Genomic DNA, 25,617 nt, shown 5'->3' on the forward strand with positions numbered 1-25,617 from the left:
AATTATGAAGTTTATACATGTAAAAGATTATGATGAATTAAGCTTTAAAGCCGCTCAAATCATGCTGGATGAATGTAAAGAAAATAATAAAACAAATATTTGTCTGGCTTCAGGTGATTCCCCTAAAAAAACTTATGAATTATTCACTAAGGAAGTACTTGCCCAACAGATAGATACACGTTTCATGACGATTACAAAGCTTGATGAATGGGTAGGAATAGAAAGAGATTCAGAATTATCCTGTGAGAAATATATACGTACTATGGTAGTAGATCCCCTGCATTTACAAGACCGTTTTATTTCATTCTTGCCTGATGGCAATCCTGAAGAGGAAGTAAATAAAGTAAATGCTGAATTGTCAAAAAAACCTATCGATTTATGTGTGCTGGGATTTGGCAGAAATGGTCATTTAGGCTTGAATGAACCGGCTTCCAATTTATTTGCGCATGCCCATCAGATACAAATTTCAGAAGTTACAAAGCATCATCCCATGATCAAAGCTAATCATAGTATTGAATATGGAATGACGATTGGTATGAAGGATATCTTAGATTCTAAAAAGGTATTGCTTCTTATGAGCGGAGAAGGTAAGAAAAAATTATATCAGGAATTTTTAACTGAAAAAATATCAACTCAGCTTCCTGCAAGCTTTTTATGGCTTCATTCAAATACGATTGTCATTGTAAGAGATGATCAGTTTTAAAAAGACCTCACAAAATCTATTGAAGTAAAAAAGCTGAACACTGTGAATAAAAATAAATAAAGGATTGACTGCTATTCTAACAGCCAATCCTTTATTTTAAGATATACAGATAATTGGATTTTTATGATGAGGGCAGGGAGTCTAAAAAAGATCTGGCATCATGACCAGACCAGTTAGAGGAAAAGTTTGAATCACATGATGAAATAGGATATTAATTGAACCATAATCCGATGTGATTATGATTCGATCCACTTAAAATGTTTACAAGCATTATATAATCCATCATCTTCAATCCTATCCGTTACATAATCAGCAATATCCAGGCACTGTTGACACGCATTACCCATTGCAATCCCAATTTGAGCCTTTTTTAACATTGTGATATCATTTTCACCATCGCCAAAAGCCACAGTGTTTTCACGATCATGACCATAATATTCTGCTACTTTTAGGATGGCGTTTCCCTTATCAATATTTCCCTGTGTAACTTCATGAGAAATTTTTAAATGAGTTATTAATGAATTTGTAAATATTTTATTCAAATCATCATTTTGGGATTCTTCAAAAGGATAATATTGAAGATGAATGACTTTTTCATTTTCATATTTTTTTTCTGGTGGGACCATGCCATACTGATATCTAAATAATTCACGTACAAACTCAGTAGAATTATAAAGGTAGCTTTTTTCATCAATAGTTACAAAGCGATAGGGAATATGGTTTTTATCCAAATATTTTACTGCCTGACAGACTTCATCATGATTTATTTCTTGATAAAAATCGTTGCCATCTATTGTTATATGTCCGCCGGCCAAACGGATAATCGCATCAAACATATTCAGATAATCTTCAGGCAAATGAATCATTTCATCACTGCTTCTGCTTGTACAGATGCAACATTTTTTTCCTTTTTTTCTCAACATATGAATGGTGGATATCGTGGATTCAGGTGATGCCTGAATATCATTTCTAAAAGTAGTGCCATCAATATCAAAAAAGAATATGGTTGAATCAATCGGATCGATTAAGTTATGATCTGCACAGAAAGTATAAATGCCGGCATTTTCAATTGGATCACAAACAAAATCGGCATATTTTTTTAATTCATCGTTGCCATTTCCTACGGCTACGCCCATTCCGGCAGTCTTAAGCATGCTAATATCATTTTGGCCATCTCCGAAGCAAAGAATTTCATTTAAATCTAAACCATAATATTTACTGAAATATTTAATACCATATGCTTTATCAATATTTTTAGGATTCATATGGCCATTATTACCCCAGGTTTCTAAACTGTTTTCACCAACCAGATCAATAATTTCTTGTGTCTGTTTTTCATTTGCGTCATAGTAGACAATATTACATAATGTTTCTCCGTTCCATTTTTGAACAGTTGGGCATTCACCGTCCCAGTCTAAATGATGTTTTTTTATTCTTTCACTCGGTTCACTGGAAAAATGGGGGTTACCTTCCACAGGTGTCCATAAATAATACAGGTTCTCTTGCTGATCAAGATAATCTATATACGTCTTTGCATCAGATTCATCAATTTTTTCAATGTGTAAGACTTTTCCATTTCTGATATAAATAGATCCTGTTCCTGCGATGATCATATCAAAGTCATCAAAAATATGTTCAGGTAAAGAAGAAAACTCCCTTGGAAAACGTGACGTGCACACGCCTAAAATATATCCATTTTCTTTTAATTTTTTTATTGTATATTTTGTAAGTTCAGGTACCCTGTTTAGCTTATGTGAATATAATGTATCATCTACATCAAATATTATTCCTCTAATGTCTTTCATAAAAACCTCCGATATAAACTTATAATAAATGTTTTAAACTTTGTAGTAAAGAGAATTATATCCGTTTTAACTAAAATATATCATTATCTAAAATAGTAAAAAAACATGTATAAGATCTTATTAGGATTTTACACATGTTTATAAATATCATTGACTTATATTAAACGCTTAGTACGTCACTGTCTTTAATGACCATTTTAGTGATAATAAAGCCGGCTGCATATGAGATGACAAGACCGATAAAGTAATTCATCATACCGTTTGTTCCCTGCATCAGAGGTATGGCTACCATGCCGCTAGGACCCCATGCATTGGCAAGCACCTGTGTAAACATGATATAAGCGCCTCCAAAACCTGCACCTAAGCCTGCTGTGATAAATGGTTTAAACATCGGTAATGTAACACCGTAGATCAATGGTTCTCCAACACCTAAGAAACCGGCTGGAAGAGCACCTGTGATGATTCCCTGCAAACGTTTGTTGCCAACTTTTTTGGCCACCATATAGATAGCAATAGCAGCTCCAACCTGACCGGCACCTGCCATGGCAAGCACTGGGAATAATGATACGCCACCCATTGCTTCAAGCTGTACGGCGTATATCGGGATCAGGCCATGATGCAAGCCAAGCAATACCATCGGCAGGAAGATCGCTGATAAGATAAAGCCGCTGATGATACGGATGAATGGATTCGTTGAGTTGATGATGATGCTTAAAACTGAAACGAGGCCATCACTGACAAAGCCTGCCAAAGGCATGATCACAAAGATGAAGATAACACCGGCAATCAACAGACTTGTAAATGGTGTAATGATAAGATCTAAGACATCCGGTACACGTTTGCGGATATTTTTCTCGATGATTGATAAGATCCATACACCGAAAATAACGCCAATGATACCACCTTTACCTGTTGTTAATACAGATTCCAAAGGGACTGCTTCATTATATAATCCTAACATCGTAGAGATATCGATCAAAGCGGCTCCGATGCTCATACCACCGATCATACCGCCAAGTGCCGGTGTTGCTCCAAAGACTTCAGCGGAACGAATACCTGTGAAGATGGCAAAATAACCCAAAAAGGCAGTTCCAAAGAGTGAGAAGATCAGTTGGATCATTCTGAAGATATCTCCGGAAAGCATACCATCACTCATCAGCTGACCAATCAGAGAAGCAAAACCGTTAAATAAGCCGGCAGCAATAACAGCCGGAATCAGCGGAATAAAGATTTCCGCAATCAGTTTTATGACATCTTTAAGCTTATTACTTTTTTGAGTGCTTTTAATGGCTGATTTATTTTCCTGCCAATCACCGCTCTCTTTTGGAAGACCCAGTTCCTGAATACAGATATCCGTGATCTTTTTTGCTTTTCCCGGGCCTAATACGATCTGATAGCTGTCATGATCGATCACAAGTCCTAAAACACCTTCGGTATTTTTGATTCCCTCGGCATCTATTTTTGATACATCTTTGCATACAACTCTCAAACGAGTCATGCAATTTGCTGCTTTGACGACATTTTCCTTGCCGCCAAGTAATTCCACAAGTCTTTTCGCAAGATCCAAGTTTGACATATTTATTCCTCCTCGTCAATTAAATCCTGAATACGTCCGTTCACTTTCATTAAGGCTTCCTTAGCCTGCGAAGAGTCACAGTCAAGCAAAATCATAGCGATTGCAAGGCGGACATTTCCTTTAGATTCCTTTAGCGCATGTAACGCTGTTTCTTTTGAGCAGCAAGTAACGCTGCAAACAATGTTTGTGCCGCGTGAGAACAGCTTTTCATTGCTCATCTTTACATCTACCATATAATTCTGATAGATTTTACCGATACGGATCATACTGATCGTTGAAATCATGTTCAATACCATTTTAGTAGCAGTTGCTGCTTTTAAACGGGTGGAACCCGTCAATACTTCCGGTCCTGTTACGATTTCAACTGTTAATGGGGTAATCTTTGAAATTTCACTATGTGGATTACATACGATCGCACATGTTGCCGCATGTACGCTTTGCGCGTATTTTAATCCTCCAATGACATAAGGTGTACGACCACTGGCAGCAATGCCGATTACGACATCTTTCTCAGACAGCTGTATGTTACGTAATTCTTCTTCACCCAGCTCTTCAGAATCCTCAGCGCCTTCAACGGCCTTTACAAAAGCTGCATCCCCACCGGCAATCAAACCGATCACGGTATTCGTGTCAACATTAAATGTCGGCGGACATTCCACAGCATCCAAGACCCCTAAGCGGCCACTGGTGCCTGCACCCATATAAATGATGCGGCCATTGCTTTCAAGTGCTTCACTGGTCAGTGCAATGACCTGCGCAATCATGTCATATTGGCTTTCAATACATCTTACGGCATTGTAGTCCTCTTGATTCATGATTTTGATAGCTTCCTGAATACTCATAGAACTGAAATTCTTCGTATTAGGATTTGTCTGTTCAGTTACCATCTTTGATAAATCAATCATCCGCTTTACCTCCTGACCTCACTATAAACATAAACGCTTACATTTACAATAAACGACAAGGATTATGAAACAAAGTACCATATATTGACATCAAATTAATACTAAGTTCCAGATTTTTCCAATAATTGATTTGTAGAAATGATTTTATCCATTGAGCTATCATGCATTTTTGTCAGATAGGCATGATAAAGAATATCAACGATACACAGCTGTGAAATCCTGCTGGAGCTCGCACTGATACGCAATGAAGCCTCACTGTCAGGCACATATAAATTATAATCACTCAAAGAGAGCAGCTTGCTGGTTCCATATTTGGTAACAGCAATTAAAATACCGCCTCTTTCTTTTATATTATGAGCAATTTCAATCATTTCCTTGGTCAGCCCCGAATAAGAAAAGATGATTCCCAGATCTTTCTTTTCAAAATTCGTAGAATGAACCAGCTGTAAATGAATATCTTCATAGAGAAAGGTTCTCTTGCTGATCCGCTCAAATTTCTGCTGGAAATCTTTTGCGACCAAAAAGCTTGCGCCAATGCCGAATAAACTGATGAAAGAAGAATTTACTAAGAGATGAATGATGATTTCTAATTCATCCATATCTAAAAGAGCATATGTATTTTGAATGGAACGTATGTTCTCATTAAGCACAAGAGGTATGACCCTTAATGTGCTTGTCAGATCTTCGATTTTGCTTTGCATCAGCTCTTCATTAAACTGAAGGTCGTTCATCAATGCCAGCTTTAATTCCCGAAAGCCTTTAAAGCCATTTTTCTTGCACACACGTACGATCGTTGAAGCACTGCAATAATTTTGTTTTGCTAATGTGTGTATATCCATTTCGATTGCTTCACGGGTATGATTGAGGACGAAAAGCAGAAATTCACGCTCACTTTCAGTAGCATGCTGCTTATAATAGATTTCAAGACGATATAATGTTTTTTTCATATAAGCCTCATCTTTCATCTCCATTATAACTTGAATCAAGATAAAATACCTGAAAGCTGACTGTAAAGCATCATAAAAGACAGGATATACCTGTCTAAAGACGTTCAAAGAAAGTTTTACGTAAATCTGTGATACGGATGTGAATGTCGGATAAGTCAATTTGATCATGAATGAGCTTCCCTTTTTCATACCATTCAAGAGGAAATAGTTCATATCCTATATACAGGCCGTCTTTAACTAAATGTTTGGAGTTCTGTGTTAACGGATAATACTGGTTATCAAGCACTTGTACCTGACCGATTGTTTTATAATGAATTTGAGCTTGCTCATTGACGACCCTTTGATCAAGAAGCAAGATCATTGCTTCATCTGTATCACATTTTCCTTCAGAATAAAAATTGAGGAGATAGAAATTATCTTTTTCTGTGATTTCACTGATGGTCAGTTTGCAATCATCATCCTGATAAACAAGAAAGTCTTGATATGTACGTAAGTCTTTCGTTAAATCCAAAGTAAATTCAATATCATGGATATTTTCATGTTTGACCAGATAGTGAGAATCATACATGATATAGGTTAAACCGTTTTGTTTTATTTGATAATTACTACTTAGTACATAGTGAATCACATACTGATAACCGGCCAATAAACAACCACCGATTATTAAAACAGATAAAAAGGCATATTTTAAACGTTTGTTTCTTTGTGTTTTCTGATCATTCATGGAAGATAACAAATTATTGTAGAATTCATGAAAATCGTGATGAATAAAATCATCCGCTGGCTTGCCTTCCTTTTGAGCATCTAAGAAAACCTCATGAAGATCATCAAGAACCTGATCTGTCTTTTTATAATCAGCTAAATCAAAATATAATTTTCTTCTGATCTTCTTTAATAGTTTTTTATAATCGTGATTGAGTTCATACATATTATTCCTCCTTCATGATATGATTGACAGTTTTATATAAATGATTCCAGCTTTCTTCAAAGTTTTTAAGTTCCTGCTTGCCTTTTTCATTTAATCGATAATATTTTCGATGAGGACCATATTCAGTTTTGATTTTTTTGATTTCAAATAAATTTTCTTTTTCTAGGCGAATCAATAAGGGAAAGATCGTACCTTCAGTGATATTATTAAATCCATGGCTGTTTAATATTTCAAGAATCTCTTTTGAAAAATGATAGTCATTTTCAACAACTTTTAAAACACAGCCTTCCAGGATTCCTTTTAACATTTGTGTCTGCATATAGCTACCTTGTAATACAAGTTACCTTTCAATCATATTATATCGCTTTCTTAACTTTTGTCAATGTATCATGATATTTTCCAGCTGTTAGCTGTTTTCCTATTCTTCTTTTCTCATTTCTTAAAATGTGCTAAACTATATGAAAAGAGGGTGAGCCTATGGAAGATGTGAATATCGTACTGATAACGGGAATGTCAGGTGCAGGTAAAACAACAGCGATGTCTGTTTTGGAGGATATGGGCTATCATTGCATCGACCAGTTTCCTGTTGAGCTGATTCATGAGCTTGGAAAATTGTTGAAAGGCAAAAGTGATGTTCGTTATCACAACGTGGCACTTGCCACGACAGCCTTGGATTATACAAAGTTTTTAGTCTATTTTGAAAATATCGGCATGAATGTAAGGGTCTTGTTCTTAGATGCCAGTAATGATAAGCTTTTAAAGCGTTATAAGTTTACTCGTCGTCAGCATCCTTTTTTGGTCAATCATATGGCCAATACTTTAGAGGAAGCCATTGAATCAGAAAGAGAATACTTTAATGCCATCAAAGAAAGAGCCAGCATTTATCGAATTGATACGACTTATCTGCCGGTTTCACAGTTAAAGAATCAGATCGAAGATTATTTGAAGCTGGGTGAAAAGCCGTCTTTCAGCATTTCATTTGTTTCTTTTGGATATAAGAATGGGATTCCTATGGATAGTGATCTTTTGTTTGATGTCCGTTTTTTACCGAATCCGTTTTATGTGGATGAATTAAAGGATCTGACAGGAAATGATCCGCCGGTGTATAACTATGTTATGAAGTTTGATGCTACTCAGGAATGTATTCGACATATTACTGAATTTCTGGATTATGTTCTTCCTGAATATGAAAAAGAAGGCAAGAATCATCTGACAGTGGGAATTGGCTGTACGGGCGGCCAGCATCGTTCGGTGACGATTACGAATTATTTGTTTGATCATTATTCTAAAAAATGGAACTGTTACAAGTCGCATCGGGAAATCAGGGAATAATCTATGAAAAATGTAGTAGTAATTGGCGGCGGAAGCGGACAGTCGGTCATATTAAAGGGCTTGAAACAAGTAGCGGATATCAATATAACGACCATCGTGACGGTAGCTGATGATGGGGGAAGTACCGGGAGGCTAAGACGGCAGTTTCATATTCCTGCCATGGGAGATATTCGGAATGTCATGTGTGCCTTGGCAAAGGAGGAAACTCTTTTTACCCATCTGATGGAATATCGTTTTGAAGGAGAGGATGATGTCGGCGGCCATAACTTAGGTAATCTGATATTGACGGCATTGACAGAAAAAGAAGGCAGCTTTATGGATGCCATCAGTGAAATCAGCAAGATCTTGAATGTGAAGGGAACGATCCTTCCTGCCACGACGCAGGTGATCACGCTGTTTGCGAGGATGAGCGATGGTACGGTAGTACGTGGTGAAAGCAATATTCCAAATTTTGATAACCGTATCCTTGATGTCTTTTATGATGAAAAGGTTGAGGCCAATCCTGAAGCGATGGAGGCCATCATTCAGGCAGATGTGATTTTTATCGGTATCGGATCGCTTTATACGAGCGTTATCCCATGTCTGATCATTGATGGTATTTGTGATGCGATCAAAAAGTCAAAGGCAAAGCGGTATTATATGTGCAATGCCATGAGCCAGCCGGGGGAAACGGATTATTATTCGGTAGAGGATCATGTCGATGCGTTGGAGAAGCATACGTTTAAGGGAATCGTTCCGAATGTGATCGTTGCACCCAATCATGCAAGTGAAGAGCTTTTGAAAAAATATGAGAATAAAGGGTCTTATCCGGTGAAACTCAAGCAGGATAAGCATGATTATCATATTATCATGGAGGATCTTTTGGATGTGAAGGGTAATTTTATCCGCCATGATCCGATCAAGATCCGTGATTTTGCGATTAAATTGTTGAAAGAGAGTTGATTCGATGTCTTTTACGGCTTCGGTAAAAAGTGAGGTTGCTGCCAATGAGCTGAAGGAGTGCTGTGCCAAGGCTCAATGCAGTGCTTTGATCAAAATGTGTTCGACGCTGAACATCAATGCACAAGGAATGTATCTGACGATTCAAAGCGAAAGTGCTCCTACGGCTAAGAAAATATTAAAGCTGTTGAAGGATCGCTATCAGATTCATAGTGAGCTTTCGGTCATGAAGAAGATGAATCTGAAGAAAAATAATATTTATGTCTTGCGTATCTTTGATAATACGCAGATGATCCTGAATGATCTTGAGATCATGGATAAAAACGGGCTCAGAAGCCATCCTAGTGCCAAGATGGTCAGTAAAGACTGTTGTGCAAGGGCTTTTCTGGCCGGGGCTTTTCTGGCAGGAGGAAGCGTTAATTCGCCTAATAAGACTAACTATCATTTAGAGATTGCTACCGGTGATGAAAAGCTGGCAAAGTTTATCCAAAGACTGATGGAGCGTTTTTATCTTCCGGCCAAGATCATCACTCGAAGAAATCAACAAGTCGTTTATTTAAAATCGAGTGAAAAAATTGCGGACTTTTTGAAATGTATCGAAGCGACCAATTCGGTCTTTGAGTTTGAAGATGTTCGTATCCAGCGTGATTTCATGAATTCATTGACACGATTGGATAATTGTGATTTTGCCAATGAAATGAAATCGCTGGCAGCCGGAAAAAAACAGTGTGAGGATATCGAATACTTAGAAAATTATGGAGCATTGGAATTTTTACCGACAAAGATCAAACAGGCGGCCCTGCTTCGAAAAAAACATCCTGAAGCCAGTCTGAATGAGCTTTGTGAATACTATGAACAGGAATATTTGGAAACGATATCGAAGTCGGGAATGCGTCATCGTTTGAATAAGATGGCTGAGATTGCCGCAACATATCGAAAACAAGAGAATTAAAATGATAAAAAGGCTCAAGATAACTAAGGTGATCTTATGTGGATGAGTCTTTTATTATGGGTAAATGTAAGTCTTGCCAGATGTGATGAAACACAGCTGGTATTCATGAATGAAGAAGCACAGATTCAGACTGATTTTTTTAATGTGCTTTTTTATGATGAAAGCGGACGTCAACAAGCCTGTGAATATCTAAAAAAAGCAGAAATCATTCAATTGGAAGAAGAGGTGACGATGGATAATGCCTATTATATCTATATTGATGAAGTTCTTCTCCAGTCAAAGCTGATTAATGAAGGAGTGGCAAGAGTGAATGTGGAATTTGAAGGTTATTTGCATAAGCTTCAAAAAGATGAAGTCATTGTGATCGCACAAAATGAAAAGCCTGAAAGAGAAAATTCTTCGTTATGGGTCCTTTCGGGATTGTTTCTCTTATGTATTTTATGTGCTTTTCTGGCGATAAAGCTGTAAGCTTTGTGTCAAAAATGTAATATACAATTTTCAAAGTTTCATGTATAATTGATGCAGGTGATGAGAATGAGAGATTTTATTACGATTATTATATATGGAGCCATTATTTTAGCAGTCATCGCATTTTTTATAAATCTGCTTCCAATCATTCTTCCGATTGTTGTAGTTCTGATGGTCATCAGCTATTTCAAAAGAAAAAGACGTCTGGATCATACGACAAGCTATTATTCTTCGAGAAGTTATGAAGATGATTATGAACCTCGAAATTATCAGACAAGAGGAAAGATCAAAAGTGATGTCATTGATGTCGAATATACGGAAACAGTAGAAAAATAGGTGAGAAAGATGATCAAAGAGGCTAGTGAAAAAGATAAGAGCGCCATTTATAATCTCTGGCAAAGCAGTTTTTCTATAAAAAACAGTGAAACGATCAACTGCTTTTTTAATTATGGCATGAATGATGGGAAAACGATCTTATGTGAAAAGGATGAAAAGCTTGTTGCCAGTGTTTTTATGCGCGATATGAATATCATGTTTCATAACCGCCTTTTAAAGAGTACATTTTTATCTCATGTTGCCGTTCATCCCGATTATCGGAAAACTTCATCATTGGATGAATGTTTAAAAAGTGTGATCGATGAATGTGAAAAGAAGGCTTTGTTTACCTTTGTGGAAGCTACCTCTTATAAGTTTTGGGAAAATTATGGTTTTCAGGAAGGAACGCAGCATCGCTATTATGAGTTAAATGAACGTCATTTTGAAAATGTCAGTCAGAATGATGTGTTTGAAGATGCACAGGCTTTTGAGCTCAAGGAAGCCTATGATGAATTCATGAAACATTTTGACGGTTATAAAGTGCGTTCGCTGCATGATTTCGAAGTGATGATAAAGGAAGCCAACAGCATGAATGAGAGGATACTGATCGTTCGGCATCGTGCCAAGCCAATGGGATATATCCGCTTTTCCACAGAGAAAAAACAAGTGAAGGTAAAAGAGATCATCTATCTTGGAAGCAATGCTTTTTTGCGTTTGTGCAGGGCTGCTTTGGGGCTGAATGATCTGATCATATTGGAGCTGAGCGAGGCCGAGCATATTGAAAAGCTCTTTCCATTGGCGATTCCGAGAAAAAGGTGTGCCGTCATGGTCCGCTGCAACAATTTTCCTCTTTTTAATAAGCTTTATAACGCTCGTGTAAAGACAAGCAAGGAGGCTTATTTACTGACAAAAAAACCACGGTTCATGAATGAAAAATATTAAGATAAATATATGGAAATCATTGGTTTGTTTGTCTTTTGATGAATGTATGCGCTTATATTCGCTCTTTGTTCATATAGGTGCATGAAAAAGTGGATAAGTGAAAGATTTCTCAATTGACTTTTCTATTAAAAATTGTATAATATGTTTGTTTAGAAGGAGGACTTTAAAAAAATGACAGTTAAAGTTGCAATTAATGGTTTTGGACGTATTGGACGTCTTGCATTCAGACAGATGTTTGGTGCAGAAGGTTATGAAGTTGTTGCGATCAACGACTTAACAAGCCCTAAAATGCTTGCTCACTTATTAAAATACGATTCAGCTCAGGGAAGATATGCATTAGCTGACAAGGTTAGTGCTGGTGAATCTTCAATCACTGTAGATGGCAAGGAAATCGAAATCTACAAGGAAGCTGATGCATCTAACCTGCCTTGGGGCAAATTAGGAGTAGATGTTGTATTGGAATGTACAGGATTCTATACTTCTAAGGAAAAAGCTTCTGCTCATATCAAAGCAGGTGCTCGTAAGGTTGTTATTTCTGCTCCTGCAGGAAACGATCTTCCTACAGTTGTTTACAACGTTAACCACACAGTATTGAAGCCGGAAGATACAGTTATCTCAGCTGCTTCTTGTACAACTAACTGCCTGGCTCCTATGGCTAAAGCATTGAATGATTTAGCTCCTATCCAGTCAGGTATCATGACTACTGTTCATGCTTACACAGGTGATCAGATGACTCTTGATGGACCTCAGAGAAAAGGTGATTTAAGACGTTCAAGAGCTGCTGCTGTGAACATCGTTCCTAACTCTACTGGTGCTGCTAAGGCTATCGGTTTGGTTATTCCTGAATTGAACGGTAAGTTGATCGGTTCTGCTCAGCGTGTTCCAGTTCCTACAGGTTCAACTACGATCTTAGTTGCTGTTGTTGAAGGAAATGTAACTGTTGATCAGGTAAATGCTGCTATGAAGGCTGCAAGCAACGAATCTTTCGGTTATACTGAAGAACAGTTGGTATCTAGCGATATCATCGGTATCACTTATGGTTCATTGTTCGATGCTACTCAGACAATGGTTAAGCCTATGGATAACGGAACGACTCAGGTTCAGGTTGTTTCTTGGTATGATAACGAAAATTCATACACTAGCCAGATGGTTAGAACAATCAAATACTTCTCTGAATTAGCTTAATTAAAGATAAAAGACAAAAACCGGGGCAACACAACCCGGTTTTTTTATATATTAGGAAATTTCAATTTTGATGGACAGGAAGATAATGAAAGAGAATAAAAAAAGTTAAGTGTGATTTATGTTATGATAGTCATTAATATCTGTGTGAATACTCTTTTTTCTATCAGGGAGACATCTTGAAAGTCTTTTCTCTTTCCAACCGTTTCTATTACCATGAATTCCCTGATCTGAAGCCTGCCCATGTTCTTCATAAGGTGTTCGAGAACAGCGGGCTTCATCAGCTTCTTAAAAAGCAGTTTCATCTCAGTGACCATATCCCTCTGTCTGCCACCCATGAAGCCAAGGTCTTGTTAAAAGCGAATGCTTCCTTGAATAACAATCTTATTTTGGTGGAGATGAAAATAAGGAAAGATCAAAGTATGCCTGTCAATAAATATGAAAAAAGAAATTTCATGGGGTAGAATCGTGTGTAATTCTGTTTACATTTTATAGGAGTTGTGGTATAAAGATTAAGTAAAACCGGTGATGAAGGAAAGAGCATCCATAGAATAACTTCAGAGAGGCTTGAAGGGTGGAAAAAGCTGTTAGGAGTGGATGAAATGCACCTTCTAGGGACTTTAATCAAGTACGTGGATGGCGTTAACATAAATGAGTGGATATATTCAATTAAAGTGGAACCGCGTGATCAAGCGTCTTTAAGAGATGCTTTTTTTATTATCAGGAGGGAAAAAGATGAAATTATTTAACAGCTATACCAATAAGATGGAAGAATTTATTCCTATTGAAGAAGGAAAGGTCAGTATGTATGTGTGCGGACCTACGGTGTATAACCGTCCGCATATCGGTAATGGGCGGCCGATCATTGTTTATGATACGCTGAAGAAGACCTTTGAAGCATTAGGTTATGATGTTACCTATGTATCGAATTTCACGGATGTGGATGATAAGATCATAAAAAGGGCAAAAGAAGAAGGTATTAGTGAAGCGGAGCTGACGGAGAAATACATTGAGGGATATAATGAGGACCGCCGCAGCTTAAATGCGGATATCCCGGATATCACACCGAGGGTAACGGAAACGATGGATGAGATCATTGCTTTTATTGCGGATCTGGTAGATAAAAAAGCAGCTTATGTCGTTGATGGAGATGTTTATTTCAGAGTTAATGCTGTTGAACATTATGGTGCTTTAAGCAAGCAGCGGATCGATGATCTGATGGTAGGTGCCAGAATTGATGAAAATTCCTTAAAGGAGAATCCGTTGGATTTTACATTGTGGAAAAAGACAGATGAGGGTATCAACTGGGATTCACCTTGGTCAAAAGGACGTCCGGGATGGCATACAGAATGTGTGGTCATGATCAATAAGGAATTTAAGAGTCATCGTATTGATATTCATGGTGGCGGTATGGATCTGAAGTTTCCGCATCATGAAAATGAGATTGCACAGAGTGAAGCTTGTTTTCATACACACATTGCGAATTATTGGCTGCATAATGGTATGCTGAATCTGGATGGTGTAAAAATGTCCAAGTCTTTAGGCAATACGCTTCTGATCAAGGATATGGTTAAAGAGATTGGCGGCAATGTCTTGAGATGGGCTTTCTTATCGGCACATTATCGTGCACCGTTGAATTTTAATGATGAAGTCATAGAAAGTGCTCGTAATGAATTGAATAAAGTGATGAATTCTTACAAGCAGGCTTGTGTAAAAATGCAATTGGCTCACAAAGATTTTAAAGCTGAAAAGGATGAAAAATTGTGGAATTCTTTCCTTGATGAAATGAGCGATGATTTAAATACTCCGAATGCCTTTAGTGTTGTTTTTGAAACGGTAAAGCAGTTGAATAGCGCCTTGCGTGTCCGTGAGATCGATTATGATGCCGTATCAAAGCTGGTGACAGCTCTTGAAGGAATGATGCATGTCCTTGGCATTCGTATCGAACGTACGGTGCTGGATGAAGAGAGTTACGAATTGTATCAGAAATGGAATGAAGCTAAGGCTGTCAAAGATTTTGAAAAGGCAGACGGCTATCGTCAGAAGCTGATGGAAAAAGGGGTCTTATAATGGAAATCGTTCCTTATAATGGTACTACATTGGCTTTTATCGGTGATGCGGTCATGACTCTTTGGGTCAGGGAAAGGCTCGTTCGGGCAGGCTATCAAAAGCCAAATGATCTTCAGAAGATGACCTCTCATTATGTCAGCGCCAAGGCACAGGCGCATTATCTGAATGTTTTGATCGAGAAGAATTTCTTTGATGAAGAAGAGCTGGAAATTATCAAGCGCGGCAGAAATGCTCAGACAAAAACGATTGCGAAAAATGCAGATATGATCACGTATCGCATGGCTACCGGATTTGAAGCGATCGTTGGTTATTATTATCTGAGCGGACAGTGTGGAAAACTGGAAAAACTGTGGAACGAAGTTGTTGAGCAGGGAGAGCAATAATATGGCACAATATATGTATGGAAAAAATGTCGTTCGTCAGCTATTGAAGGGCGATAGAAAAATCTATGAGATTCTTTTGGCAGAGGGCTTTAAGGATAAGGAACTGGAGAGTTTGGCCTTGAAAAAACAGGCGGTGATCAGAACCGTTCCTAAAAGAAAGCTGGATCAGCTTTTGAAAACGACCTATCATCAAGGAATTGCCGCAAGTGTCGAAGAGTATAAGACCTATACGCTGGAAGAGCTGCTCGCAGCCATCCCTGATTCAAAGCAGCCGCTTCTGGTCATGCTGGATGGGTTGGAAGATCCCCAAAATCTTGGAGCGATCCTGAGAACCTGTGATTGTGTAGGTGCTGATGGTGTCATCATTGGTAAAAATCGCAGCGTACAGCTAAATGCAACTGTAGCAAAGACCTCGACCGGGGCCATCGATACTGTCAAGGTGGCCAGTGTGACCAATCTTGCACGTTCGATCCAGGCTTTAAAAGAAAAAGGTTTCTGGGTCGTAGGGGCAGATATGGAAAAGGCCATCGATTATCGGGATATGCAGTGTGATGTGCCGCTTTTGCTGGTCATTGGAAGCGAAGGCTTTGGTATTTCATCTTTAGTTAAAAAGAACTGTGATTACATGGTTGCGTTGCCGATGACAGGTTCGGTTACATCGCTGAATGCTTCTGTTGCTTGTGGAATCCTTCTTTATGAAATTTATTCAAAACGCCATCCCCGTTAGCTGACGAACTCGGGAGGGACTATGAACGATTATGAATTACTTTATTATATCTATCAGAATGATGATGAGGCTTTGCAGCTGCTGATGGAGAAATATGAGAAAACGATCTATTTTACTGTGAAAAAGACAGTTGAAAAATATGCTTATGTCTGTGAAATCAGTGATGAGCTTGATGAAATGCGTCAGCTGTCGATGCTTGAGTTTTATCATGCCATTTATCGATATTGTGATGATGGGAGATGTTCGTTTTCTGTGTTTGCACAGAAATGTATGGAAATGTGCGTCAGAAAGTATATTCGTTCACGTCGTAGTCAGGCAAATTCCAGCATGTCGAAAGCACTTCGTCTTGACAGTAAGGTCAAGGAAGAGGAGGGCATTTATTACGTCGATACTTTTCCGAATATAAATCATGAGTTTGAAGGAGATGCATTGATGAAATGGTATCATGAGAAAAATCTGCTGGCTTATCTGAGAAGTGAGTTGCGCGATGATGAATTCATGATCGTCAGGATGAAGCTGGAAGGATATAATCAGCGGGAAATCGGCCAGATCATGGCTGTTAATAATAAAAGAGTGAGCTATGTGTGTAAGAAGATGCAAAAACTTTTGTTGAGTTACATTGACTAAAAAAAAGTATTGTGATAAAGTAAATAGGCAGTTAGCGAGGTGAGGGTATGCAAGAAAAAATCATTTTGACTTGTACACAGTGTTTATCCCGTAACTATACGACTTATAAAAATAAAAATACACATACGAAGCGTATGGAACTGAAAAAATTTTGTCCGAAATGTAATTGTCATACAATTCATAGGGAAACAAAATAGGAGGGCACTTATGAGATGGTTCAGTATAAAAGGAATTATTGAGGAAATGAAAAAGGTACACTGGCCGACTGCCGGTGAGTTAACGCGTTCTTCACTTACGGTTATTTTATTTACGGGAGCTTTTGCGGCGTTCTTTGTTTTATGTGATTTTGTTGCCGCATGGTTTTTCAGAACAATGGGAATTTAGGTGAGTACAATGGCAGAAGAGAAGAAACAGTGGTATGTTGTCAATACTTACGCCGGTCATGAAAATAAGGTAAAGGAAAATCTTGAAAGGCGTATTGAAACGATGGGATTGCAGGATGCGCTATTCCAGATCGTTGTTGCGGAAGAAACTGAAATTGAATACAAGAACGGAAAAGAAGTTGAAAAGACATATAATCTTTTCCCGGGATATTTGTTTGTGGAAATGATCATGACTGATGAAGCATGGTATGTCGTGCGTAATACGCCGGGCGTTACCGGATTTATCGGATCAAGCGGTGGCGGAGCAAAGCCTTTCCCGGTAGCGGAAGCTGAAATTGAAGCGATCCTGAGGCGTCTGGGCATCAAGGAAAAACGTGTTCAGATCGATTTTAAAGTGGGTTACCGTGTCAAGATCTTATCAGGATCATTTAATGGCAGCGAAGGAACGGTAGAATCGCTTGATGATGAAAATCAGACGGCCAAGGTATTGCTGATCCTGTTCGGACGTGAAATTCCGACGGATATCAGTTATTCAGACTTGGAAAAGCTGGAATTTTAAGGGTTAGCTGTATGGATATGGAAGATTCATATCCATGCAGTTTTTTTATATTCAGTAAAAATGGAGGTATGAAATATATAAAGCGTAAGAAATGCTTACTATTTCGTATATCTTCTTGTTTTCGATATCAGATGGACGTATAATGATAATATCAGTAAAGGAGAGATGTAAATGAGAAAAACGGGAATGATAATGCTTACTGTTTTGATGCTTGCAGGCTGTGGCGGAAAGAGGGGGGATGTTACTGCGAGCGTGGCTGTGAATAAGCTGGGTACCTCTTTAAAAGAGGCGGTGTCAGAGTATCAGGCAGAGCAGGCTTACTTGAAGGATGCAGAGATGTATGAAGCGCTTCTCTTTGAAATTAAAAAATATGATAATGGACTCAGTGATGATGATTATGCAGGACAGGAAATATGTCTTCATGACCGTGGTCTTTATGAAAATGGTGAAGTCACTGTACAGATTTACAGCGAGCCTCATATCTATTATCCATATATCGTAGATATTACGTTGAAGGGCGAATCAGCCAAGCGTGACAGAACCTATGTTGATTTTGACAGCTATGAGGATATACAAAATCTGTTAGAAAGTTATGGTTTTGTGCGCCAATAATTTAAAAAGTGAAAAAAACACTTGATTTAAAGGCTTTTATAGTGTAAAGTAATGGAGCACGTATGTGCTCTTTTGTAATGCGTGGAAGAATGCGCAACCATTCGTACCACTGCATAAGACAACAAATATAGGAGGTGTGTCTTGTGAGTAAAAAGAAAATTGTAAAAGTTGCGAAGTTGCAATTCCCAGCAGGAGGGGCTAAACCGGGACCGGCTTTAGCAAGTGCCGGAATCAATATGCCTCAGTTCTGTAGTGCATTTAATGATGCAACCAGAGATCGTGCGGGAGATATGGTGCCAGTAATCATTACTGCGTACGAAGACAAGAGTTTTGATTTTGTGTTGAAAACAACACCAGCTGCCATCTTGATCAAGAAGGCTGCAAAGATCAGCAAAGCTGCATCAAACCAGAAACAGACTGTGGGTACGATCACAGCTGATCAGGTAAGAGAAATTGCTGAATACAAGATGCCGGACTTGAACGCCAATTCAATCGAGGCTGCAATGAGAATCATTGCTGGTACTGCTCGTAATATGGGTGTTAAAGTAGAAGGTATGGAATAAGAAAGGCTCGGTAAAGTAAAATGGCAAAAGTAGGAAAGAAATATTCAGAAGCTGCTAAATTAGTTGACCGCAGCAAGACTTATACGATTGAAGAAGCAGTAGCTTTGGTAAAGAAAGCAAGCTTTGAAAAATTCGATGCTTCAGTAGAAGTATCTTATAACTTAAATGTAGATCCTCGTCATGCTGATCAGCAGATCCGTGGAGCAATGGTATTGCCAAACGGAACAGGTCGTACACAGCGTGTTTGTGTTATTGCTACCGGACCACAGGAACAGGAAGCAAAGGATGCCGGAGCTGATTATGTAGGCGGTAAAGAAATGATCGAACAGATCTCTAAGGGATGGTTCGAATTTGATGTGTTGGTAGCAATTCCATCAATGATGGGAGAGCTTGGTAAGTTAGGACGTCTTTTAGGTCCTAAAGGCTTGATGCCAAACCCTAAGACCGGAACGGTAACGATGGATGTCAAGAAAGCAGTTGAAGACATCAAAAAAGGTAAGGTAGAATATCGTGTTGACAAGGAAGGTAATATCAACCTGCTGATCGGAAAGGTTTCTTTCGATGAAGAAAAGCTGGTTGAAAACTTCAAAGCGATCAACGATACGATCCTGCGTGCTCGCCCGGCAGCTGTAAAGGGTGCATTTGTTAAGAACTGTACGATCTCATCAACGATGGGTCCGGGCGTTAAAGTAGGCGCTTAGTCTTGACAAACAGATAGAATTTGTTTAAAATTGGATTGTTCTCAATATATACCAAAGACAGCAACGGCTTACGCTTAATCAGGTTGCCGAGGTAGAAAGAGTATTTTTTCGTAATCTTTCAACTCACGCTGTCAATGCGTGAGTTTTTTATGGATATATATTGGATCAATATAGAAACAGGAGGTGTAATTATGAACCAAGCGGTCATCGAATCAAAGAAGGCTGTCGTTTCTGAAATTACTGAAAAGCTGAAAAATTCAGAATCAACAGTAGTTGTTGAATATCGTGGATTGTCCGTGAAGGAAATCACAGATCTGCGCCGCGCTTTAAGAGAAGAAGACGTTGAAATGAAGGTTTATAAGAATAAGCTTTCACAGCGTGCTGCTGCTGAAGCAGGTTATGAAGGATTATGTGAAAGTCTGACAGGGCCGAATGCCCTGGTATTTGGTAAGGATGCAACAGCACCGGCTCGTGTTTTAAGCAAGTTTGCGAAGGATCACGAATTCCTGGTAATGAAGGCTGGTACTGTCGAAGGAAAATTGGTTGATTTAGATACGTTGAAATCAATTTCTCAGCTTCCAAACCGCGAAGGTATGTACTCAATGCTGTTAAGTTGCCTGCAGGCACCTGTGCGTAACTTTGCTTGTGTTGTAAAAGCTGTAGCTGATGCGAAAAGTGAATAAGAAAAAATAGGAGGAAAAGAAAATGGCTAAGTTAACAAACGAAGAAGTAATCGCTTCTTTAAAAGAAATGACAATTTTAGAATTAAATGATTTGGTTAAAGCAATCGAAGAAGAATTTGGAGTTACTGCTGCTGCACCTGTGGCTGTTGCTGCTGTTGCTGATGCTGCTCCTGCCGGACCTAGCGAAGTAACTGTAACATTGACAGATGTTGGTGCTACTAAGGTTGCCGTTATCAAGGCTGTTCGTGAAATCACAGGTCTTGGATTGGTAGAAGCTAAGGGTCTTGTTGACAAGTGCCCAAGCGCTATCAAGGAAAACATCAAACCGGAAGAAGCTGAAGAAATCAAGAAGAAACTGGTTGATGCCGGCGCAACTGTTGAAATTAAATAGTTTTTAAACGGAAAAAGTGACATAAAAAAGGCGTAAGCCTTTTTATGTCTGAAAAGGCAGGCGATATTATGAGTCATTACTTCACAGATAATCGTCAATTAGCACAAAACCGAAAGGAGATATCTTTTCGGTTTTCGTGCTTTAATTTTATGTTCATATCTGACAATGGTGTTTTCTGTAAGGATAAAATTGATGAGGGCTCGATCATCTTATTGAAAACATTAAATAAATACTCGCTTGGAAAACGGATCTTAGATGTCGGATGCGGATATGGCGTCTTAGGTATTACCCTGAAGAAATGTTTTCCTCAAAGCAGTGTCGATATGATTGAAATTAATCCGCGGGCTATTGAATTAGCACAAATCAATGCGAAAAAAAATGAATGTGATGTGCATATCTTTGAAAGTGATATCTATTCTAATGTGAAATGCTTTAATTATACCGATATCGTAACGAATCCGCCCATTCGTGCCGGAAAGAAAGTGATTTATAAAATTTTTGAAGAAGCTTATGATCATTTGGATAAAAATGGGGCATTATGGGTAGTGATCCGTAAAAATCATGGTGCTCTGAGTGCCTGTCGCTTTATTGAAGGTATATTCGGAAACTGCACGATTCTGAATAAAGAAAAGGGCTATTACATTTTAAAATCTGAAAAGAAATAATTGACAACTTGACATAAATAAGATAATATAATAAATTGCATAATAGTATAAAAAAATATAATGGCGAAAGTGTCCTTTTTGGGCACTTGTCATGATGAAAGGACGTGTGTGTATGGAAGAAGAAAAAAAGACTTATAAGATCGTACCTTCAGGGAAGAAAGCAGAACGTCGTAACTATTCAAAAGTAAGCGGGAGTCTGGAACTGCCAAATCTGGTAGAAATTCAGACAGATTCTTTTGAGTGGTTCATAAAAACAGGAATCCGGGAAGTTTTTGAAGAAATTTATCCGATTTCTAACTTTGGTGGCAATATTAAACTGTATTTTAAAGACTATGAATTTGAAAAGCCTAAATATACTGCTGAAGAGTCACAATATCGTGAATGTAATTTTGCTGCGCCTTTGAAAGCGACCATGGAGCTTGAGATCGTTGACAGCAATACCGGTGAAGTGCTGACGAAGCAGGAAGAGGTGTTCCTCGGCGATTTTCCTTTGATGACAGAAACAGGTACTTTCATCATTAACGGGGCGGAACGTGTTATCGTATCGCAGATCGTGCGTTCGCCGGGAGCTTATTTTGACAGTGGTTTTGAAGAAAAAACAGGTAAAGAAACATATAGCTGTGAGCTGATTCCTAGCCGTGGAACATGGTTGGAGTTTTTTACTGAAACGAAGAAATCCTCAAACGGAAGAGCTCTTACTGTTAGTGTTGACCGTAAACGTAAAATCATGTCGACAGTTTTATTTAAAGCCATCGGTATGGCTTTAGATATGGATCGCAGTGATGATCCGATGGACACCAAGCAGATTACGACTTTCTTAAATGCTTTGGGAAGAAATACGAATTTTGAAAAGCCTGAGATAGATGAAAGCAGAGAGTATTTAGATATTTATCTGACTTTATACGGTGCTTATTTTGGAAAATATGAAGATATCGAAAATACGCTGATCAATGATAAGGTAAAGACGACGCAGGAAGCATTGTTGTCGATTTATGAAAACCAGCGTCCTGATGAGAATCCGATCCTTGATGGTTCTATCAACCTGATGAATGCGAAATTCTTTGATCGCCGCCGATATGATCTGACAAAGGCCGGACGTTATAAGCTGGAGAAAAAACTGAATGCTATCAATCGTATTGAGCATCATGTATTAGCTCATGATATCATCGGTGCAGATGGCAAAGTATTTATGAAAAAAGGTACTCTGATCAACCGTGATGAAAGAGAGATTCTGAAACCGGAATTGAAAAAGGGTATCTATGTGAAGGCCTTCCCATTTAATCCGCTGTTTGTTCACGAAGATATAGTAGCTGTTGAAACGAGCTGCAAGCGTGGACTTTTAGGACGTATCTTGGCGAAGGATGTAGAGTGTGCTGATGAAACCTTCTATGAGGGTGATGTCATCACCGAACATGTTTTAAGCGTTCTTGAAAAAGAATGTGAAAAGGTAAGTATTTATGCCGGTGTCATTGCCCAGCCGGTAAAACTGACACCTGAAAATGTCAAGGCTGTCTTAAATTATGGACATCGTCTTTATGAGCTGGGCTGTATCAGTGATGAGAAGGGCAATGTTGTCCTGACAAATGAAGGCGGCAGATATACAGAAGGATTTATGCCTCGTGTTAAGTCAAATGCCTTAAGCAGTGATCTTTATGAGGAATTGGTCAATCGGGTACATAACGATGAAAAACTTGTGGCATGGCTGGTTGGAGCTGCCGTACAGGAAGTTATGATCCTCGATTCTGACGGTCATGAAATCAAGGTAACAGGAAATGATCCGTTTGCGAATAAGCATACGATCACCATTTCAGATATGTATGCTTTCTATGCTTATATGTTGAATGTCATGGAAGGTGTCGGTGAAACAGACGATATCGATATGTTAGGAAATCGTCGTATCCGTTCGGTTGGCGAGCTGATTCAGAATCAGTTCAGGATCGGTCTTTCAAGAATGGAAAGAGTTGTTAAGGAAAGAATGTCGATTGCTGAGATCGAATCGCTGACACCGAAGAAGCTGACCAATATTCGTCCGCTGACAGCGGCAATTAAAGAGTTCTTCTCTTCAAGTCAGCTTTCCCAATTCATGGATCAGCAGAATCCATTGGCTGAATTGACGAATAAGCGTCGTATTTCAGCCTTAGGTCCGGGTGGTTTGAATCGTGACCGCGCAGGCTTTGAAGTGCGTGACGTTCACTCTTCACACTATGGAAGAATTTGTCCGATCGAAACACCGGAAGGTCCGAATATCGGTTTGATCAACTATCTGACCTCTTATGGTAAGATCAATGAATATGGCTTTATCCAGACACCTTATCGTAAGGTGCTCAAAGATGGTACGGTTCTTGAAGATGCAGTTTATCTGTCTGCCGATGAAGAACAGGATTACATTATTGCACAGGCCAATGAGGTCATTGATAACAAGCTTGTCAATGAAAAGGTCGTTGCCAGATATCGTGGTGAAACGATCTTAGCGAATCGTGAACGCGTGGAATTGGCGGACGTTTCGCCAAAGCAGATCATTTCGATTGCTGCGGCTTGTATTCCTTTCCTTGAAAACGATGATGCTTCTCGTGCCCTGATGGGTGCGAACATGCAGCGTCAGGCAGTACCTCTGCTTCGTCCGCATGCTCCGTTTGTCGGAACAGGAATGGAATATCGTGTAGCGAAGGATTCCGGAAGCTGTGTCGTATGTAAGGAAGATGGAATCGTTGAATATGCAGATGCTTCTCGTTTGGTCGTTGCTCAGGATAATGGCGAAAAACGTGAATATCGTCTGCGTAAGTTCCAGCAGTCCAATGCCGGAACAACGATCAACCAGATTCCGATCGTCGATAAAGGCGAGCGTGTTGAAAAGGGTGATATTCTGGCCGATGGTCCATCCATGGAAAATGGTGAATTGGCATTGGGTCAGAATGTGACGATTGCCTACATGACATGGAATGGTTATAACTATGAAGATGCGATCATCATGTCTGAAAGATTGGTACGTGATGATGTTTATACATCGATTCATATTGAAGAATATGAAATTGATTGTCGTGAAACAAAGCTGGGTCCTGAAGAGATCACACGTGATATTCCAAATGTCGGTGAAAATGCCTGCCGTAATCTGGATTCACGAGGTATCATCATGGTGGGTGCCGAAGTACGCGAGGGTGATATCCTTGTTGGAAAGGTAACGCCAAAGGGACAGAGCGAGATCTCACCGGAAGAAAAGCTTTTATTGGCAATCTTCGGTGAAAAATCACGTGAAGTACGTGATAATTCATTAAAGGTACCTCATGGTGGTGCGGGTATCGTTCATTCGGTGCGTGTATTTAAACGTAAGGATGGACATGAGCTGCCACCGGGAGTCAGTGAAACCGTAAAGGTGTACATCGTTCAGAAGCGTAAGATTTCTGAGGGTGATAAAATGGCCGGACGTCATGGAAACAAGGGTGTTATTTCTAAGATCCTGCCTGTGGAAGATATGCCGTTTATGCCGGATGGAACGCCGGTTGATATCATGTTGAACCCATTCGGTGTGCCAAGCCGTATGAATATCGGACAAGTGCTTGAAATTCATTTGGGTTTTGCCGCTAAGAAACTTGGCGTCAAGTTTGCGACACCAGTATTTGATGGTATCAGCAACGAAGAGCTTGAGGACATCATGAAAGAAGCTGATATGACCAAGGATGGTAAGATGGTCTTGTATGATGGACGTACAGGTGACGCTTTTGATGAACGTATTTCTGTAGGTGTCATGTATATGATCAAGCTGGCTCACATGGTTGATGATAAGTTGCATGCTCGTGCAACAGGACCTTATTCTTTGGTAACTCAGCAGCCTTTAGGTGGTAAGGCTCAAAACGGTGGTCAGAGATTTGGTGAAATGGAAGTTTGGGCTCTTGAAGGATGGGGCGCTGCTCATACCCTTCAGGAAATCATTACGATCAAATCGGATGATATCGTGGGCCGTACCAAGACATATGAAGCCATCATCAAGGGCAAGGATATTCCTGAACCGGGAATTCCGGAAGCATTCAGAGTTATGAAGCATGAATTGCAGGCTTTGGCCCTGGATGTGATCTTGCGTGATGATGAAGGCAATGAGATTGATTTATCGAAGATCGATGGTGATGATTCACAGCCATCAGTAAAGCCTCAGCCACAGCCTCCTGTTGATGTGAAGGATGAGAGCGAGGAAGAGGAAGACGATCATTCAGAATCGATTGATGATCTGGAAACGCCGTTATTTACAGATGGTGATGAAGAATAAG

General features: G+C 39.1%; 29 protein-coding genes and 1 other annotated feature. Of the genes, 23 read left to right on the plus strand and 6 right to left on the minus strand.

Going from position 1 to position 25,617, the window contains the following annotated elements; translation table 11 throughout:
* Positions 1–4 precede the first annotated feature (4 nt).
* Positions 5–703 carry a 6-phosphogluconolactonase gene (locus tag Q0K35_RS03165; protein ID WP_294561225.1) on the plus strand — a complete coding sequence of 233 codons (699 nt, stop codon included), beginning with the start codon at positions 5–7 and terminating at the stop codon, positions 701–703.
* A 236-nt stretch (positions 704–939) separates the two neighbouring features.
* Here Q0K35_RS03165 and Q0K35_RS03170 read toward each other — a convergent pair whose 3' ends face one another.
* The 6 genes from Q0K35_RS03170 to Q0K35_RS03195 all read right to left on the minus strand — a co-directional run bounded on the left by Q0K35_RS03170 (position 940) and on the right by Q0K35_RS03195 (position 7,183).
* Positions 940–2,508, minus strand: a complete 1,569-nt coding sequence (locus tag Q0K35_RS03170) for an HAD-IIB family hydrolase (RefSeq protein WP_294561226.1) — start codon at positions 2,506–2,508, stop codon at positions 940–942.
* Between the two features lie 160 nt (positions 2,509–2,668).
* Entirely contained in the window at positions 2,669–4,084 is a 1,416-nt protein-coding gene (locus Q0K35_RS03175) for a PTS transporter subunit EIIC (RefSeq protein ID WP_294561227.1), read from the minus strand.
* A gap of 2 nt (positions 4,085–4,086) precedes the next feature.
* A complete protein-coding gene (murQ, locus tag Q0K35_RS03180) occupies positions 4,087–4,989 on the minus strand; it encodes an N-acetylmuramic acid 6-phosphate etherase (protein WP_294561228.1) in 903 nt (300 codons plus the stop codon).
* Between the two features lie 101 nt (positions 4,990–5,090).
* Complete coding sequence (locus Q0K35_RS03185; RefSeq protein WP_294561229.1) at positions 5,091–5,936, minus strand: MurR/RpiR family transcriptional regulator; 846 nt, start codon at positions 5,934–5,936, stop codon at positions 5,091–5,093.
* Positions 5,937–6,030: 94 nt separating this feature from the next.
* The gene (locus Q0K35_RS03190; RefSeq protein WP_294561230.1) at positions 6,031–6,864 is read right to left on the minus strand and encodes a hypothetical protein; all 834 of its coding nucleotides are present in this window, start codon (positions 6,862–6,864) and stop codon (positions 6,031–6,033) included.
* A 1-nt stretch (position 6,865) separates the two neighbouring features.
* Positions 6,866–7,183, minus strand: coding sequence for a PadR family transcriptional regulator (locus tag Q0K35_RS03195; RefSeq protein ID WP_294561231.1), 318 nt, complete (start codon positions 7,181–7,183; stop codon positions 6,866–6,868).
* Positions 7,184–7,341: 158 nt separating this feature from the next.
* Here Q0K35_RS03195 and rapZ point away from each other — a divergent pair, with 158 nt between their 5' ends.
* The 22 genes from rapZ (at position 7,342) to Q0K35_RS03305 (ending at position 25,616) form a co-directional block, all read left to right on the plus strand.
* Positions 7,342–8,196, plus strand: coding sequence for an RNase adapter RapZ (gene rapZ / locus Q0K35_RS03200; RefSeq protein ID WP_294561232.1), 855 nt, complete (start codon positions 7,342–7,344; stop codon positions 8,194–8,196).
* A gap of 3 nt (positions 8,197–8,199) precedes the next feature.
* Positions 8,200–9,138 carry a gluconeogenesis factor YvcK family protein gene (locus tag Q0K35_RS03205; RefSeq protein WP_294561233.1) on the plus strand — a complete coding sequence of 313 codons (939 nt, stop codon included), beginning with the start codon at positions 8,200–8,202 and terminating at the stop codon, positions 9,136–9,138.
* A 4-nt stretch (positions 9,139–9,142) separates the two neighbouring features.
* A complete protein-coding gene (gene whiA / locus Q0K35_RS03210) occupies positions 9,143–10,087 on the plus strand; it encodes a DNA-binding protein WhiA (RefSeq protein WP_294561234.1) in 945 nt (314 codons plus the stop codon).
* Positions 10,088–10,129: 42 nt separating this feature from the next.
* The gene (locus tag Q0K35_RS03215) at positions 10,130–10,555 is read left to right on the plus strand and encodes a hypothetical protein (protein WP_294561235.1); all 426 of its coding nucleotides are present in this window, start codon (positions 10,130–10,132) and stop codon (positions 10,553–10,555) included.
* 66 nt (positions 10,556–10,621) lie between these two features.
* The gene (locus tag Q0K35_RS03220) at positions 10,622–10,891 is read left to right on the plus strand and encodes a hypothetical protein (RefSeq protein ID WP_294561236.1); all 270 of its coding nucleotides are present in this window, start codon (positions 10,622–10,624) and stop codon (positions 10,889–10,891) included.
* Positions 10,892–10,900: 9 nt separating this feature from the next.
* On the plus strand, positions 10,901–11,812 hold the full coding sequence (locus Q0K35_RS03225) for a GNAT family N-acetyltransferase (RefSeq protein WP_294561237.1): 912 nt from the start codon (positions 10,901–10,903) through the stop codon (positions 11,810–11,812).
* A 171-nt stretch (positions 11,813–11,983) separates the two neighbouring features.
* On the plus strand, positions 11,984–12,997 hold the full coding sequence (gene gap / locus Q0K35_RS03230; RefSeq protein ID WP_294561238.1) for a type I glyceraldehyde-3-phosphate dehydrogenase: 1,014 nt from the start codon (positions 11,984–11,986) through the stop codon (positions 12,995–12,997).
* Positions 12,998–13,173: 176 nt separating this feature from the next.
* A complete protein-coding gene (locus Q0K35_RS03235; protein WP_294561239.1) occupies positions 13,174–13,458 on the plus strand; it encodes a hypothetical protein in 285 nt (94 codons plus the stop codon).
* A gap of 271 nt (positions 13,459–13,729) precedes the next feature.
* The gene (gene cysS, locus Q0K35_RS03240; RefSeq protein WP_294561240.1) at positions 13,730–15,064 is read left to right on the plus strand and encodes a cysteine--tRNA ligase; all 1,335 of its coding nucleotides are present in this window, start codon (positions 13,730–13,732) and stop codon (positions 15,062–15,064) included.
* Positions 15,064–15,447 (plus strand): ribonuclease III domain-containing protein, encoded by a 384-nt coding sequence (locus tag Q0K35_RS03245; RefSeq protein ID WP_294561241.1) that lies wholly within the window; start codon positions 15,064–15,066, stop codon positions 15,445–15,447. The genes cysS and Q0K35_RS03245 overlap by 1 nt, the downstream gene beginning before the upstream one ends.
* 1 nt (position 15,448) lies before the next feature.
* Positions 15,449–16,174 (plus strand): 23S rRNA (guanosine(2251)-2'-O)-methyltransferase RlmB, encoded by a 726-nt coding sequence (rlmB, locus tag Q0K35_RS03250; RefSeq protein ID WP_294561242.1) that lies wholly within the window; start codon positions 15,449–15,451, stop codon positions 16,172–16,174.
* A gap of 21 nt (positions 16,175–16,195) precedes the next feature.
* On the plus strand, positions 16,196–16,801 hold the full coding sequence (locus Q0K35_RS03255) for a hypothetical protein (RefSeq protein WP_294561243.1): 606 nt from the start codon (positions 16,196–16,198) through the stop codon (positions 16,799–16,801).
* Positions 16,802–16,848: 47 nt separating this feature from the next.
* Positions 16,849–16,998: a 50S ribosomal protein L33 gene (gene rpmG, locus Q0K35_RS03260; protein WP_294561244.1), complete on the plus strand. Its 150-nt coding sequence runs from the start codon at positions 16,849–16,851 to the stop codon at positions 16,996–16,998.
* Between the two features lie 10 nt (positions 16,999–17,008).
* Positions 17,009–17,185, plus strand: a complete 177-nt coding sequence (gene secE / locus Q0K35_RS03265) for a preprotein translocase subunit SecE (protein ID WP_294561245.1) — start codon at positions 17,009–17,011, stop codon at positions 17,183–17,185.
* Positions 17,186–17,194: 9 nt separating this feature from the next.
* A complete protein-coding gene (gene nusG, locus Q0K35_RS03270) occupies positions 17,195–17,743 on the plus strand; it encodes a transcription termination/antitermination protein NusG (protein WP_294561246.1) in 549 nt (182 codons plus the stop codon).
* A 171-nt stretch (positions 17,744–17,914) separates the two neighbouring features.
* Positions 17,915–18,355, plus strand: coding sequence for a hypothetical protein (locus Q0K35_RS03275; protein ID WP_294561247.1), 441 nt, complete (start codon positions 17,915–17,917; stop codon positions 18,353–18,355).
* Positions 18,356–18,498: 143 nt separating this feature from the next.
* Complete coding sequence (gene rplK / locus Q0K35_RS03280) at positions 18,499–18,918, plus strand: 50S ribosomal protein L11 (protein ID WP_294561248.1); 420 nt, start codon at positions 18,499–18,501, stop codon at positions 18,916–18,918.
* Positions 18,919–18,938: 20 nt separating this feature from the next.
* The gene (gene rplA / locus Q0K35_RS03285; protein ID WP_294561249.1) at positions 18,939–19,619 is read left to right on the plus strand and encodes a 50S ribosomal protein L1; all 681 of its coding nucleotides are present in this window, start codon (positions 18,939–18,941) and stop codon (positions 19,617–19,619) included.
* Positions 19,620–19,652: 33 nt separating this feature from the next.
* Positions 19,653–19,778: a sequence feature (ribosomal protein L10 leader region), on the plus strand.
* A 32-nt stretch (positions 19,779–19,810) separates the two neighbouring features.
* The gene (rplJ, locus tag Q0K35_RS03290; protein ID WP_294561250.1) at positions 19,811–20,302 is read left to right on the plus strand and encodes a 50S ribosomal protein L10; all 492 of its coding nucleotides are present in this window, start codon (positions 19,811–19,813) and stop codon (positions 20,300–20,302) included.
* Positions 20,303–20,324: 22 nt separating this feature from the next.
* Complete coding sequence (gene rplL, locus Q0K35_RS03295) at positions 20,325–20,693, plus strand: 50S ribosomal protein L7/L12 (protein ID WP_294561251.1); 369 nt, start codon at positions 20,325–20,327, stop codon at positions 20,691–20,693.
* Positions 20,694–20,761: 68 nt separating this feature from the next.
* Entirely contained in the window at positions 20,762–21,358 is a 597-nt protein-coding gene (locus tag Q0K35_RS03300; protein WP_294561252.1) for a methyltransferase, read from the plus strand.
* A gap of 112 nt (positions 21,359–21,470) precedes the next feature.
* Complete coding sequence (locus tag Q0K35_RS03305; RefSeq protein WP_294561253.1) at positions 21,471–25,616, plus strand: DNA-directed RNA polymerase subunit beta; 4,146 nt, start codon at positions 21,471–21,473, stop codon at positions 25,614–25,616.
* The last annotated feature ends 1 nt before the right edge of the window (position 25,617 follow it).

The organism is uncultured Traorella sp. (genome assembly GCF_944327115.1).
Taxonomy (GTDB): domain Bacteria; phylum Bacillota_I; class Bacilli_A; order Erysipelotrichales; family Erysipelotrichaceae; genus Traorella.